Source organism: Terrabacter sp. RAF57, from assembly GCF_052113925.1.
GTDB lineage: Bacteria > Actinomycetota > Actinomycetes > Actinomycetales > Dermatophilaceae > Terrabacter.
In genome coordinates, this window is the sequence record NZ_JBFRDT010000004.1 from 1 (window position 1) to 13,693 (window position 13,693).

General features: G+C 72.0%; 10 protein-coding genes, 1 pseudogene and 1 riboswitch. Of the genes and pseudogenes, 3 read left to right on the plus strand and 8 right to left on the minus strand.

Annotated elements, in window-relative coordinates:
• From AB4Y83_RS07205 to mraZ, 4 genes and pseudogenes are all read right to left on the minus strand, one after another.
• Nucleotides 1-257: pseudogene (locus AB4Y83_RS07205) on the minus strand (hypothetical protein); the annotation flags it as partial.
• A 4-nt stretch (nucleotides 258-261) separates the two neighbouring features.
• Complete coding sequence (locus AB4Y83_RS07210) at nucleotides 262-924, minus strand: hypothetical protein (RefSeq protein WP_442296423.1); 663 nt, start codon at nucleotides 922-924, stop codon at nucleotides 262-264.
• Nucleotides 921-1,931, minus strand: coding sequence for a 16S rRNA (cytosine(1402)-N(4))-methyltransferase RsmH (gene rsmH / locus AB4Y83_RS07215; protein ID WP_442296424.1), 1,011 nt, complete (start codon nucleotides 1,929-1,931; stop codon nucleotides 921-923). Before rsmH ends, AB4Y83_RS07210 begins: the two co-directional genes overlap by 4 nt.
• Before the next feature lie 364 nt (nucleotides 1,932-2,295).
• On the minus strand, nucleotides 2,296-2,727 hold the full coding sequence (mraZ, locus tag AB4Y83_RS07220; protein WP_442275442.1) for a division/cell wall cluster transcriptional repressor MraZ: 432 nt from the start codon (nucleotides 2,725-2,727) through the stop codon (nucleotides 2,296-2,298).
• 495 nt (nucleotides 2,728-3,222) lie between these two features.
• On the opposite strand from mraZ, the gene AB4Y83_RS07225 reads away from it, so the two are divergent.
• The 3 genes from AB4Y83_RS07225 to AB4Y83_RS07235 are packed head-to-tail and all read left to right on the plus strand — an operon-like array spanning nucleotide 3,223 to nucleotide 7,842.
• Nucleotides 3,223-4,275: an AAA family ATPase gene (locus AB4Y83_RS07225; protein ID WP_442275443.1), complete on the plus strand. Its 1,053-nt coding sequence runs from the start codon at nucleotides 3,223-3,225 to the stop codon at nucleotides 4,273-4,275.
• A gap of 16 nt (nucleotides 4,276-4,291) precedes the next feature.
• Nucleotides 4,292-5,536, plus strand: a complete 1,245-nt coding sequence (locus tag AB4Y83_RS07230; RefSeq protein WP_442296425.1) for a DUF58 domain-containing protein — start codon at nucleotides 4,292-4,294, stop codon at nucleotides 5,534-5,536.
• The gene (locus AB4Y83_RS07235; protein ID WP_442296426.1) at nucleotides 5,533-7,842 is read left to right on the plus strand and encodes a transglutaminase family protein; all 2,310 of its coding nucleotides are present in this window, start codon (nucleotides 5,533-5,535) and stop codon (nucleotides 7,840-7,842) included. The genes AB4Y83_RS07230 and AB4Y83_RS07235 overlap by 4 nt, the downstream gene beginning before the upstream one ends.
• A 106-nt stretch (nucleotides 7,843-7,948) precedes the next feature.
• Here AB4Y83_RS07235 and AB4Y83_RS07240 read toward each other — a convergent pair whose 3' ends face one another.
• From AB4Y83_RS07240 to AB4Y83_RS07255, 4 genes are all read right to left on the minus strand, one after another.
• Nucleotides 7,949-9,580: an RNA polymerase sigma factor gene (locus AB4Y83_RS07240; RefSeq protein WP_442296427.1), complete on the minus strand. Its 1,632-nt coding sequence runs from the start codon at nucleotides 9,578-9,580 to the stop codon at nucleotides 7,949-7,951.
• A 319-nt stretch (nucleotides 9,581-9,899) separates the two neighbouring features.
• Nucleotides 9,900-10,298 (minus strand): universal stress protein, encoded by a 399-nt coding sequence (locus tag AB4Y83_RS07245; protein WP_020144644.1) that lies wholly within the window; start codon nucleotides 10,296-10,298, stop codon nucleotides 9,900-9,902.
• Between the two features lie 164 nt (nucleotides 10,299-10,462).
• On the minus strand, nucleotides 10,463-11,722 hold the full coding sequence (gene metX / locus AB4Y83_RS07250; RefSeq protein WP_442275447.1) for a homoserine O-acetyltransferase MetX: 1,260 nt from the start codon (nucleotides 11,720-11,722) through the stop codon (nucleotides 10,463-10,465).
• A gap of 15 nt (nucleotides 11,723-11,737) precedes the next feature.
• Nucleotides 11,738-11,852: riboswitch (SAM riboswitch) on the minus strand.
• Nucleotides 11,853-11,934: 82 nt separating this feature from the next.
• The gene (locus AB4Y83_RS07255; protein ID WP_442296428.1) at nucleotides 11,935-13,605 is read right to left on the minus strand and encodes a DUF4192 family protein; all 1,671 of its coding nucleotides are present in this window, start codon (nucleotides 13,603-13,605) and stop codon (nucleotides 11,935-11,937) included.
• Between the last annotated feature and the right edge of the window lie 88 nt (nucleotides 13,606-13,693).

Below are 13,693 nucleotides of genomic sequence, written 5' to 3' on the forward strand. Positions count from 1 at the left end.
CCGGCGGACGAGCCCGGCTTCTGGCCCGACTTCTGGCCCGGCTTCTGGCCCGGGGGGCTGGCTGGACCGCTCGTCCGGACGGAGCCCGGCTGGGCCGCGCGCCCCTGGCCGGACCGACCCTGGGCGGGCCGGCCCTGGCTCGCGCGCGCCTGGCCGACGCGGGCCGTGCCCGTCGCGGAGGAGGCGCGACGGGTGTCCCCTGCGGGCGCAGCACCGCGACCGGTCCGTCGTGGATCGGTCGCTCGGTTCTGCGTCACGGGATCACCTCACCGTCGTCTGCTGGGCCTGCCCTGCCTGGCCCGCCCCGGTCGCGCCCGTGGCCTGACCGGACGCTCCGGGCGTCGTGCCCAGTGTGGGTGCTGCGGGGGTCTCCGGCTTGGCACCCGGCGTCGTCGGCGTGGCGGCCTGGGACGGCGTGGCCGGCGTGGCCGAGGCCGCCTTGCTGGCCTTCGTCGCGGAGGACAGGACCTTCTTGACCTTGGCCGTCACGGCGGGCGGAGTCGGGCTCGTGACGATCGGGAAGGCGTTGTTCTTCGTCGCCGGCTCAGGCTCGCCCGACACGGTGCCCGTGGAGAGGTCGATGTAGCCGCGGGTGTTCATCCGCACCATGCCGATCTCGGCGGCGCTGCGGGCGAGCGCGCCCGTGGCAGAGGCCCGGTCGATGTCCTCCTGGAGGTTGCCGGCCGTGTCGCTGAGGCGTGCCGACTCGCGTTGCAGGTCGCCGACCGCCAGCGAGCCCTGGGCGAGTGCCGTGTTGAGCAGGAGCAGGGCGATGAGCCCGGCCGTGAGCAGCCCGATGCAGATCGTCACGAACGCGCCGTTGCCGGTGTGCGTGATGCTGCTCGGGATGACCCGGAGCGGCGTGGGGGCTGGGCCGCGCCGCGGCGCGCGGAGCGGTCGGGCCGTGGCGGTCATCTGGCTCATCGGGTGGGTCCCTTCCTGGTCCTGCTGGCTGAGGTGTGCGTGGAGGTGTCGCGCACGCGCTCGGCGACGCGAAGTCGGGCCGATGCGGCCCGCGGGTTCGTGGTGACCTCGTCATCGCCGGGCGCCTCGGCGCCGCGAGTGACGAGGGAGAGGTATGCCGCGTGCTCGGCGAGCTCGACCGGCAGACCTGCGGGGGTGCTGGACGTGGCGCCGGCGGCGAAGGCGCGCTTCGTCGCCCGGTCCTCGAGCGAGTGGTAGGACAGGACCGCGATCCGGCCGCCGACGGCGAGGACGTCGATGGCCTCGTCGATGGCGCGGCGCCAGACCTCGAGCTCGTCGTTGACCTCGATCCGCAGGGCCTGGAAGGTGCGCTTGGCCGGGTGGCCGCTCTGTCGCTGCGAGGCGGCGGGGATGACGCGACGCAGCATGTCGACGAGGCGACCGGACGAGGTGTACGGCTCGATCGCGCGGTCCTGCACCACGGCCTTGGCGATCTTGCGCGCGTAGCGCTCCTCGCCGTAGTCGCGCAGGATGCGGGCGAGGTCCTCGACGGAGTAGGTGTTGAGCACGTCGGCGGCGGTCTGCCCCGTGGACTGGTCCATCCGCATGTCGAGTGGCGCGTCGACCCGGTAGGCGAAGCCCCGGTCGGCCTCGTCGAGCTGGAGCGAGCTGACGCCGAGGTCGAAGAGGATGCCGTCGACCGCGGACACGTCGAGGTCGCCGACGACGTCCTTGATGTCGTCGTAGACGGCGTGGACCGGGCGGAAGCGGTCGCCGAACCGGGCGAGTCGCTCGCCCGCGAGAGCCAGCGCCTCACGGTCGCGGTCGATGCCGACCACGGTGCAGTCGGGGAAGCGTTCGAGGACTCCCTCGGCGTGGCCACCCATGCCGAGGGTGCCGTCGATGTGCACCGCCCCTGGCCGCTGCAGCGCGGGGGCGAGCAGCTCGAGGATCCGGTCGCGCATGACGGGGACGTGACGCTCCTGCGCCTGTCCTCGATCGCTCATGGTGCGTCCCTCTCACGCTCGTGCTGCTGGGCCCTGTGGTGCGTCTGTGATGCACGGGGCTGGTGTGACTGGTGTGACCTCACGGCGGATGGGGATCCGTCGTGGGGTGATGTGGTGGTGGTGGCCGGTCGGCCGGAGTGGCAGCGAACAGGTGGAGGGAGCTGGTCGCGTGCCGGTCGGGAGGTGGTGCTGTCGGTGCTGCTCTGCGGGTGCCCGTCGACCTGGGGGCTGGTCCCCATCCGCTGCCTCGCCCGGGACGGGGGAAGTCGTCCCGGGTGTGGAGCGGCTGGAGGCCGGCGCTCAGGTGCTGGTCGGTGGTGTGGGTGATGTCGTGGCGGTCGTCGTCGGAGGGGGTCGTCCGGACTCAGAAGAGTCCGGGGATCACCTCCTGCGCCGTGTCGGCGAAGCTCTGCTCGGTCTGCTCGAGGTAGGCGTTCCAGACCGCGCTGTCCCAGACCTCGAGGCGCGCGCCGGCACCGATGACCGTGACCTCGCGGTCGAGGCCGGCGTACTGGCGCAGGTTGGCCGGGATCGTGAACCGGCCCTGCTTGTCGGGGATCTCGTCGGACGCGCCGGAGAGGAAGACGCGCATGTAGTCGCGGGCGACCTTGCTCGTCGTGGGGGCCTGGCGCATCTGGTCGGCGACCTTGACGAACTCGTCCATCGGGTAGATGAACAGGCTGCGTTCCTGGCCGCGCGTGACGACGAGCCCGCCGGCCATCCGCTCGCGGTACTTCGCGGGCAGGAAGAGCCGACCCTTCTCGTCGAGCCGGGGCGTGTGCGTCCCGAGAAACATGGTCCGCCACCTCCCCTTTGTCGACCCGAAGGCGTCCCCATTCCTAACCTTGAAGCCCCACGATACTCCACTTTGCTCCACCGTCAACGAACTTTGACCCTTTTTGGCCCGGCGAGTCCCGCGTTTTCGCAGGTCAGACGGGGTGGAGTGAAGTGGAGCAGTTGGGGCACCACCACTCGCCCGAAGACCCCACGGCGGTGACGGCGACGCCCGCCCGGGCAACCGGCCCATGCCCGCGCCCTGCGGATCGTGCTCAGCAGTGGGTTCGGCCCCACCAGCACCCGCACCAAACCGAACCGAACGGCCACACCGGACGTTCGAGGTGGAGGAAAGTGGAGGTGGTCCCGGGCGCGCTCCCGGGGGCGTCTACCACGTGCCCACGACCTAGGTCTCCATCCGGTCACGACCGGGGCAGCCCTACCGGTGTCGAGGGTCCATGGGAGAAGATCACCTGACGGGTTGCGCAGCCCGCCACGAGCAGCGCTGCGCCACGACATGGGGACGACGACGGAGGACAGTGTGACGACGACGGACACGGGGCTCGGGACCACGGCATCACCGGGCGCGGGCGCAGGCGCGACCGCGACCACGGGCGCGGCCGACCTCGACCTCATCCACGACGTGGCGGAGCGGCTCATGGGCGCCATGACGAGCGTCATCGAGGGCAAGCCTGACGTCGTCCGCACGACCGTGACGGTCCTCTTCGCCGGTGGTCACCTGCTCATCGAGGACGTGCCCGGCGTCGGCAAGACGATGCTCGCCAAGACGCTGGCCCGGTCGATCGACGCGACGGTGCGCCGCATCCAGTTCACCCCCGACCTGCTGCCCAGCGACGTCACGGGCGTCAGCATCTTCAACCAGGACGCCCGCCGCTTCGAGTTCCGGCCGGGCGCCATCTTCGCCAACGTCGTCGTCGGCGACGAGATCAACCGCGCGTCCCCGAAGACGCAGTCGGCCCTGCTCGAGTCGATGGAGGAGCGCCAGGTCACGGTCGACGGGACGACCTACACCCTGCAGGCCCCGTTCATCGTCATGGCGACCCAGAACCCCATCGAGATGGAGGGCACCTACCCCCTCCCCGAGGCCCAGCGCGACCGCTTCATGGCCCGGATCTCGATGGGCTACCCGGCACCCAGCGCCGAGCTCGACCTGCTCGAGACGCACGGCTCGAGCTCACCGCTCGACGCCCTGACCCCCGTGACCGACGCCGAGACGATCAACCGCGTCGTGCACGCCGTCAGCCAGGTCCACGCGAGTCCCGCCATCCGCCAGTACATCGTCGACCTCGTGACCCGGTCCCGGTCGACGACCGCGCTGCGGCTCGGAGCGTCACCGCGTGCCGCCCTGCACCTGCTGCGCGCGTCCCGCGCCTTTGCCGCGCTCGAGGGTCGCGACCACGTGATCCCCGACGACGTCCAGGTGCTCGCGGGGCCGGTCCTCGCCCACCGGCTCATGCCGTCGAGCGAGACCCAGCTCGCCCGCCGCACCACCGCCGAGGTGGTCACCGACCTGCTGCGCCAGGTGCCGGTGCCGCCCGCAGCGCGCTGAGCGGGGGCACGCGCCCATGCGCTCGCTGCGCAGCGTCCTGACGACGAGGGGCCGGGCCTTCATGGGCTCGGGCGCGGTCCTCGTCCTGGCCGGGGTCATCTTCGGCTTCCGCGACCTGACCCGCTTCGGGGTGCTCCTCGTCGCGCTCCCCCTCATCTCCGCCGTGCTCGTGCGCACCCGCAAGACGCGGATGCGCATCGAGCGGCACAGCCACCCCGAGCGCATCAGCGTCGGTCAGGACGCACACGTCACGCTGTCCTTCGAGAACGTCTCGACGAACACGACGCCGATCTTCCTCGCCGAGGAGCGGCTCGACTACGTCCTCGGCGACCGGCCGCGCTTCGTCGTCGGCCGGATCCCGCCGGGCCGCGTCCGTGCCATCGACTACGCCGTGCGCTCCCACCTGCGTGGACGCCACCACCTCGGGCCCCTTGGGGTCCAGGTGCAGGACCCGTTCGGCCTCGCCAACCGCAACGCGGTGCTCGAGGGCACCGCCGACCTCGTCGTGCTGCCGGCCGTGCACCCGCTGTCGTCGAACCGCCAACCGAGCGCGGGCGTCGGCTCCGAGGGCGAGCAGGCCCACCTCATCGCGCTGCACGGCGAGGACGACGTCACGATCCGCGAGTACCGCGACGGCGACGACCTACGCCGCATCCACTGGCCCGCGACCGCCCGCACCGGCGACCTCATGGTGCGACAGGAGGACCGCCCCGCGCAGCGCCGCGCCGTCGTGCTCATCGACCCGCGGCCCTCCGCGCACGGGGGCACGGGAGTGAGCAGCTCGTTCGAGTGGGCCATCACCGCGGCCGCGTCCATCGCCGTGCACCTGTGCGACTCGGGGTATGCCGTCCACCTCGTCTGCGCCGAGACGGTCGAGACCTCCCGCGCGGCCGAGACCATGATGCCCGAGGAGATCCTCGACGTGCTCGCCGTGGCGACGCCGCGCGACGACGCGGGCGAGGACGAGATCCTGCGCGCCGGGCAGGCCCTCGCCGCTGCCGGCGGCTTCCTCGTGGCCCTCGTCGGACCGCAGGGGCGCGACATCACCTCCCGGGTGGCGAGCCTGCGCCAGCCGGGCACCACCGGTCTGGCGCTCGTCCTCGACGCCCGCAGCTTCGGCACGACCGATGCCGAGGAGGCCGAGCCGCACGTCGACACGTTGCGTCTCGCGGGGTGGCGTGCCGTCTCGGTCCAGCGCGACGAGGACGTCGCGCACGTCTGGGCCGTCCTGACGGCCGCCACCGTGGGAGGCAGCCGATGACCCGCCGTCGCTGGAGGATCACCATCCTGGCCGCCCTCGCCACCCTGGCCGCGGTCTACCCCATCACGAGCCTCTTCGTCGAGACCACGTGGCTGCCGCAGGCGGCCTTCGTCATCGCCCTCGTCGCCGGCCTCGGCCTCGTCGCCCGTGGCCTCACCCGCTCGCGCGGACTCGTCGTCCTCCTCCAGGTGGTCGTGACGGCCTACGTCATCCTCGCCCGCTCCACGGGTGAGTCCTTCGCCCTGTTCGTGCCGACACCCGCCACCCTCGACGCGGCCAACTCCTTGGGGCTGCAGGCCCTCGAGACGATCAACCGCTACTCGGCCCCCGCGCCGCTCAACGACGGACTGACGTTCTGCCTCGTCGTCGCCGTCGCGCTCGTCGCCATCGCGGTCGACGCCATGGCCGCCACGTGGCGCAGCCCGGCCGCCGCCGGACTGCCACTGCTGACGGCATACCTCATCACGGCGGCCAACGGCGACGCCGCCCTCGCGCTGCGCTTCTTCGTCGTGCCCGTCGTGCTCTGGCTCGTCATGCTGCACACGACCGCCCGGGCCCAGTTCGGGCGCTGGGGCACGGCCAGCGCGGCCGACGAGAGCGAGATCGACGAGGCAGCCCACGACCGCGACGCCCTGCGCTCGTTCACGGCGGGGGCGCTCAAGCTCGGCGCCGTCGGGGTCGTCGTCGCCCTCCTCGTGCCGGCCGTCATCCCGCACTTCCCACCGCGCTACCTCACCGAGGGGCTCGGCCGGTCGGGCGGCGGCGCCGGCGAGGGCTCCGTCGGGTTCAACGACACGCTCGACCTCTCGCGCAGCCTCAACAACCAGGACCAGTCGCCCGTCCTGACCTACACGACGACGGCCTTCACGCGGTCTCCCCTGCGGGTGCTCGCGACCTCGTACTACTCCCGCGGGCAGTGGAGCGTCGCCGGCACCACCGGCGATCGTCCCGACAACCCGTCTCCCCTGCCGCCACCGGACAAACGACGCGACTACGTCATCACCGTGACGGACAACACCCTCGCCGCGCCCCGCATCGCGGCGCCCTACCCCGTCGTCGCGGTCGCGATGGAGGGCACGCCGTGGAGGATCGACCCCATCACGCGCGACGTCCGCGTCGACCGTGCGGTGAGCAGCTACCGGGTGACGTATGCCGACCTCGCGCCCTCACCGCCGGAGCTGCGCCAGTCGGGAGCCCCGGACTCGCCGGACATCACCGACGACGACCTCACCATCCCGGACCGCTCGCGTGACCTGATCCAGCAGTGGTCCGACCAGGTCACCCGCGGCGCGGACAACCCGCTCGACAAGGCGATCGCGATCCAGGACCACCTGCGCGACCCGAGCCGCTACACCTACTCCCTCGACCTCGGCGAGCAGCTCCGCGACAGCCAAGGGCGCCTGCTCGAACCGATCCAGAACTTCTACCAGACCCGACGCGGCTACTGCGTGCAGTTCGCGACGGCCATGATCATGCTCGCCCGGGCCCAGGGGATCCCGGCCCGCATGGCGATCGGCTTCCTCCCGGGCCAGCTCTCGGGCGAGCGCTACATCGTCCGCGCGAGCGACGCCCACGCGTGGCCCGAGCTCTACTTCCAGGGCTACGGCTGGCTGCGTTTCGAGCCGACCCCGGGTGCCCGTGCCGGCTCGCCGCCACCGTACGCCGTCCTCGGCGCAGGCTCCGGCCCGACGGGTGGTGGGCGCGAGGTCAGCGAGACGAACACCGCGAGCGGCACGGCCTCGGCCACCAGCTCGACCACCCCGGCAACGGCGGCCCCCGTGCAGAAGGAGGAGACGTTCCTCGACTCCGTCGGGCACGTCTTCACCGTGCGCAACGTCGTGCTCGCCCTCGCGCTGGTGCTCGGCCTGCTCGCGGCGTTCGCGATGCCGATCACGGCCTGGCTGCTCCGGCTGCGTCGCCGACGAGCCGCCGTGACCCAGCAGGACCTCATCGAGGCCGAGTGGGACGACCTCACCTCGCACTTCGGCGACCTGGGGCTCAGTGCGCCCGAGGGCGTCACCCTGCGCCAGCTGCGCGAACGCTACGTCACCGACGGGCACCTCGACGAGGAGAACGCCACCGCCATGCGACGGGTCACGGCGACCCTCGAGAAGTCCCGCTACGACCGGCCCGAGCGCACGACACCGCAGGAGGCCTTCCGGCTGCACCACGACATCCGGTCGATCCGGCGTCAGGTCGGCCGCACCCGGGCCTGGCAGACCCGGGCACGGTCCTTCTTCTGGCCCGAGGCTGGTGTGTCGTTCTGGCGCTCCCTCCCGGACCGCCTGCTCCCCCGGCGCCGCTGAGCCCAGACCCGGCACACGCAGACAACGAGACACCGCAGACGCGAAGGAGCCCACGACGACGTGTCGTGGGCTCCTTCGGTGTCCGGGCGGCCCGGCGCGGCGGTCCTCAGTCGAGGTAGTCGCGCAGCACCTGGCTGCGGCTCGGGTGACGCAGCTTGCTCATCGTCTTGGACTCGATCTGGCGGATGCGCTCGCGCGTGACGCCGTAGACCTTGCCGATCTCGTCGAGCGTCTTCGGCTGGCCGTCGGTCAGGCCGAAGCGCATCGAGACGACGCCGGCCTCCCGCTCGGACAGCGTGTCGAGCACCGAGTGCAGCTGCTCCTGCAGGAGCGTGAAGCTGACCGCATCGGCCGGGACGACGGCCTCGGAGTCCTCGATGAGGTCACCGAACTCGCTGTCGCCGTCCTCACCCAGGGGTGTGTGCAGGGAGATGGGCTCGCGGCCGTACTTCTGGACCTCGACGACCTTCTCGGGCGTCATGTCGAGCTCCTTGGCGAGCTCCTCCGGGGTGGGCTCGCGGCCCAGGTCCTGGAGCATCTGACGCTGCACGCGGGCGAGCTTGTTGATGACCTCGACCATGTGCACCGGGATGCGGATGGTGCGCGCCTGGTCGGCCATGGCGCGGGTGATCGCCTGGCGGATCCACCACGTCGCGTAGGTCGAGAACTTGTAGCCCTTGGTGTAGTCGAACTTCTCGACCGCACGGATGAGGCCGAGGTTGCCCTCCTGGATGAGGTCGAGGAAGAGCATGCCGCGGCCGGTGTAGCGCTTGGCGAGCGAGACGACGAGTCGCAGGTTGGCCTCGAGCAGGTGGTTCTTGGCCTTCTTCCCGTCCTGGGCGATCCACCACAGCTCACGCTTGAGCTTCATGTCGATCTTGTCGCCGGAGTTGAGCTTCTCCTCGGCGAACAGTCCGGCCTCGATGCGCTTCGCGAGCTCGACCTCCTGCTCGGCGTTGAGGAGGGCGACCTTGCCGATCTGCTTGAGGTAGTCCTTGACCGGGTCGGCCGTGGCGCCGGCGGTGACGACCTGCTGGGCCGGTGCGTCGTCCTCGTCGTCATCACGGATGACGAAGCCGGACTCCTCGGTCTCCTCGGTCTTGGCGGCGGCTGCGGGGGTGGCCTCGTCATCGGCGTCGTCGTCCACGTCGACGGGCTCGACGACGACCTCCTCCAGCTCACCGACCGGCGCATCCTCGGGCTCGGCGTCGTCACCGGCGACGACGGTGCCGTCGGCCGACGTCGTGGCCTTCTTCGCGGCGGTCTTGCGGGTGGCGGTCTTCTTGGCAGCGGGCTTCGCGGCCGCCTTGGCGACACCGGCGTTCGTGGCAGCCTTCTTGGCCGTGCGGGCCGCAGCCGCCTTGGGGGCGGTGGCCGCCTCGTCGTCGGTGGTTGCGGCGGCACGGGTCGGCGCCGCCTTGGCCGTCGTCTTCTTGGCGGCGGTCTTCGTCGTCGCGGTCGTCGTCCGCGTCGCGGACTTCGTCGCCGCGGCGGTGGTGCTGCGTGCGGTGGCCACAGTGCCTCCCTTGGTCCCTGTACGGGTCTTCTTCGTCGTGCTGGAGTGCGGCGCGTCGACGACGATCTCGATGTCGTGGGCCTCGAGGGTCGTGAGGACCGGCTTCATCTGCTTGAGGTCGAGTCCTGCATCGACCTGGGCGCGCGCGATCTCCGTCCCGGTGATGGTGCCGCTGCTGCTGCCCTTGACCAGGAGCTGCATGATCGCCTCGTGCTGGAACACCTTCGGCAGGGTTTTGGGAGCTCCAGCGGTTGTTGCCTTAGGCACGGATGCAGTCGCCTTTCGTCGCAGGTCTCGTCGGATGGTCGACCCGAATCCGGGCATGCACCATCACAACGAACGAGAATGGGGGTTGGTGCCGGAAGAGCTTGGCCTGTCGGAGTCGATCCCTGTTTCGAGCTCTCGGTGCGCCTCGTGCGATCCGGTACTCGGACATTATAAAACGGCGTACGCCCTCCGAGCGAACGCGCGTCCAACCCGCGTGCCGCGAACGGGCGTCCGGCCCGCACGAACCGGGCCGGACGACGTGCCGGAGAGGGGCTCAGTCGCCCTTGACCGCGAGCACCGGGCAGCTCGCGTCGAGCAGGATGCGCTGCGCGTTGGACCCGAGGATCAGCTTGCCGACCGGGCTGCGGCGACGCAGGCCGATGACGATGAAGTCGGCCTTCTCCTCCTCGGCGACGGAGATGAGGTCCTCGGCGGGGTCGTTGCCCCGGACGAGCTGGCGCACCTCGTGCTCCAGGCCCTTCTCCTCGAGGAGCGTCTGCACCCGGGCGAGCTCGCTCTCGAACTGGCTGGCCTCGTTCGCGTCGAAGTCCTTGCCGCCCCGGTGGGAGCTGATGACGACGAGCTTCGCTCCACGCAGGACGCACTCCTCGGCGGCTCGCTTGAGCGCCGCGCGACCTTCCTTGGTGGCGACATAACCAACGACGATGGCCACTTTCCCGGACCTCCTTGGGACGGAAACAACCAGTGCTCGCACCGTACCCGATTACGAGGCGTCCGGCGCGTCCCGGGCGAAGTCTCACCGCGGCGTCGGCGACGCGGACGACGAGCGTGCCACAGCGCCGGCTGTCGGCGAACCGGCCCGGCGCGCAGAAGGGTTCAGTCGCGCGGCCGTTCGAGCGCGTCTCGGACGATGCGACCCACCTGGTCCTCCTCGATGAGGAAGCCGTCGTGCCCGAACTCCGAGGTGATGTGTGCGCGACGGGACCCCGGCAGGGCGGCGTGCAGCTCGTCGGAGAGCCGGGGCGGGTAGAGGCGGTCGGTGTCGACCGAGACGATGGTGCACTCGGCGCGGACGCGCTCGAGGGCGGCCTCGAGCCCCCCGCGGTCGCGCCCGACGTCGTGCGAGTTCATCGCCTCGGTCAGCACGACGTAGGAGTTGGCGTCGAAGCGCCGGGCCAGCTTGCCCGCGTGGTGGTCGAGGTAGGACTCGACGGCGAAGCGACCGCGGTCGCCGGCGCGCAACGGGTCCTCGCCGAGCTGGGGCTCGCGCCCGAAGCGGGTGCCGAGCTCGGTCTCGGTGCGGTACGTGATGTGGGCGATGCGGCGGGCCAGGCCCAGGCCGGTGTCGGGACGCGTGTGGCCCTCGTAGTAGTCGCCGCCCGCGAAGTCGGGGTCGTTGCGGATCGCCAACAGCTGCGGCTGGCACCAGGCGATCTGGTCGGCGGTCGCGTACGCCGTCGACGCGAGCACGATGCAGCGGTCGACGTCGTCGGGGTGCGTCGCGGCCCACTCCACCGCACGCATCCCGCCCATCGAGCCGCCGACGACGGCCGCCAGGCGGCGGATGCCGAGCCCGTCGAGGAGGCGTCGCTCGACGGCGACCTGGTCGCGGACCGTGACGTAGGGGAAACGGCTGCCCCAGGGACGACCGTCGGGCGCAGGGCTCGCGGGGCCGGTGCTGCCCTGGCACCCGCCGAGGACGTTGGACGCGATGACGAACCACCGCTCGGGGTCAACGGGTCCGTCGGGCCCGATGAGGGCGTTCCACCAGCCGGGCGAGGCGTGTCCGTCGCCGGCCTCACCGATGACGTGGCTGTCGCCGGTCAGTGCGTGCTCGACGAGGATGACGTTGTCGCCGGCCTCGTTGAGCCGGCCCCACGTCTCGTAGGCGATGCGAACGTCGGGCAGCACTCCCCCGCGCTCGAGCTCGATGTCACCGACGTGGGCGAACTGCCGCCGGCCGACCGGGTCGCCGTCACGCCAGGCGCCGTCGGGCCGGCGGGGCTCCGGTGCCGTCGGGTCGACGTGGCTCGTCGCCGCACGGTCCCTCGTCGCCGAGTCGCCGGTCTGGCCGGTGCCAGCGGTCCCGGGCCGCGCGCGGCGGCGGGTGCTCTGCGTCCGGTGGGTGACGGTCATCGGGGTACTCCTCGGTCCTCGCGCTTGCACGCACCCGGGGACGGGGCGGCCAGGTCTTCACCCGGGGCACCCCACCGCGAAGGAGGGTTGCCGACCAGCGAGCCGGGGCTTGTCGCTGGTACTCATGACCTGCTCCAACCATACGCGAGGCCTCACGGAGAGGCCGCGCGCCGTTCCACGACATGGACGGACGGCGCCGCCGCCGGAGACGCTCAGGCGCACTCCCGGGGCCGGAGTCCGACGTCGAGGGCGTGTCGCAACAGCCGCCCCAGCCCGTCATCGGGCTCCAGCTCGAGCGCACGGTCGACCGCGACCCCGGCCCGCGCACCGTCGCCGCACCACCACGCCATCGAGGCGAAGAGCGACAGGACGGGAACCGCATGATCCGCCGGCGTCAGTCGGCAGACCTGCTCGAGGCGGGACAGGACGAGTCGTGGCGTCGCAGCCTCGTCCCACTCCTCCCAGCCGCTCGGGTCGTTGCCGTCTCCGAGCCACGACTCGGGAGGCGCGTCGGGCGCTGCGGCGAGGCCGGCCCGAAGGTCGCGCGAGCGCGGTGCGTCCCGGTCAACCGACGCCTCGAGCGCCGCCAGGGTCCCCACGGCGTCCAGCTCGTCCAGCACCCGTCGTGCCTCGAAGACGTCGCGCGGCAGCTCGCCATCGTCCTCGTAGTCGTCCTCGTGGTCGTCCTCGTGGTCGTCTTCGTGGTCGTCTTCGTCGGTGTCCTCGTCGTCGGTGTCGTCGTCGTGCCGGTCCGACGACGGCGGCCCCGCAGCCAGCAGCTGCAACAGCGCTCGGAGCGCATCGGAGTCGCCCTCCTCGAGGCGCTCCTGCACGGCCGTCCCCGACCCCTCCGAAGTGTCGGGGTCGCCCGGGTCCGCGCGCGATCCCGGGGAGCGACCGGGCTCGGCGCCGTCGGGTGTCGGGACGGCGGCCGTCTCGTGATCGCCCGCGGCCGGGGCGAGCCGGAGGTCAGGACCGAGCAGCACCCCGAGGAGGGCTGCGAGGTCGTCGGACAGGAAGTCGGCCGAGGCCATCCCGGGGCAGAGCCAGGCCAGCAGGGCGTCATGGAAGCGCGGGTCACGCAGCGGACCGACGAGGGACGGGAGCCAGTGCTCGACGCCGTACCCCTCGATCTCGCCGTGCAGCACCCCTCCCCAGGCCACGAGGGAGTCGTGGACGAGGAACTGGCGGGCCGTCGGGTCGCCGCCGTCGAGGACCCMGAGCGCCGCGCCGGGTCGGCGCCCCCGTCCCGCCGGTCGACGGCGCCGACCCCGGTCGGGCTTCCGGTCCGTCCGGCTCGCCCGGGCCGGCGTCCTGCTGAGGGAGCCACCGGCTGCGACATAGCGGCGCTGCCAGTCGTCGATCGCGGCGGCAGCGAGGTCGTGCCGGGGCTCCGTGGGGGCGAGCGGCTCGACGAGCCTCGCCAGCCCCTCTCGGTCCGCCAGGACGGAGTGCCCGAGCGCCACGTAGCTCGCCACGGCCGGCACGTCCGCCTGCTCCGGGAGGAGCCAGCCCTCCGAGGGGCAGCAGTCGCACCCGACCGAGCGCCAGCGCCCCTCGAGGACCGCGAGTCGCTCCCGGACGACGACCCTGTGGTCCTCGACGCCCGTGGCGAGCGCCTCGAGCAGGGCCAGCGATTCGTCGCGCACCTGCTCGAAACCCACGAGGGCCACCGACGACGGGGAACCCTGGAGCAGGGTCGGCACCGTCTGGGCGGCGGCCTCGGCGGCCAGGGTCTCGTCGACGAGATCGAGCCGCGCGACGAGCCCGAGCCGCTTGCCGTGGAAGCACACCACGACGACGCTGCGCTCCGGCTGGAAGCCCAGGTGGAAGGGGATGATGGTCAGCAGCTCGGCCGGCCCGGACAGTGAGATCTTCGGCATGTCCCGAGCCTCGCGGCACGCACCGTTGACCGGCAGACCCCGATCGGCTCCTGTGGACCGAGGGCCTTTCGTGTCAGGGGGTGTGGAT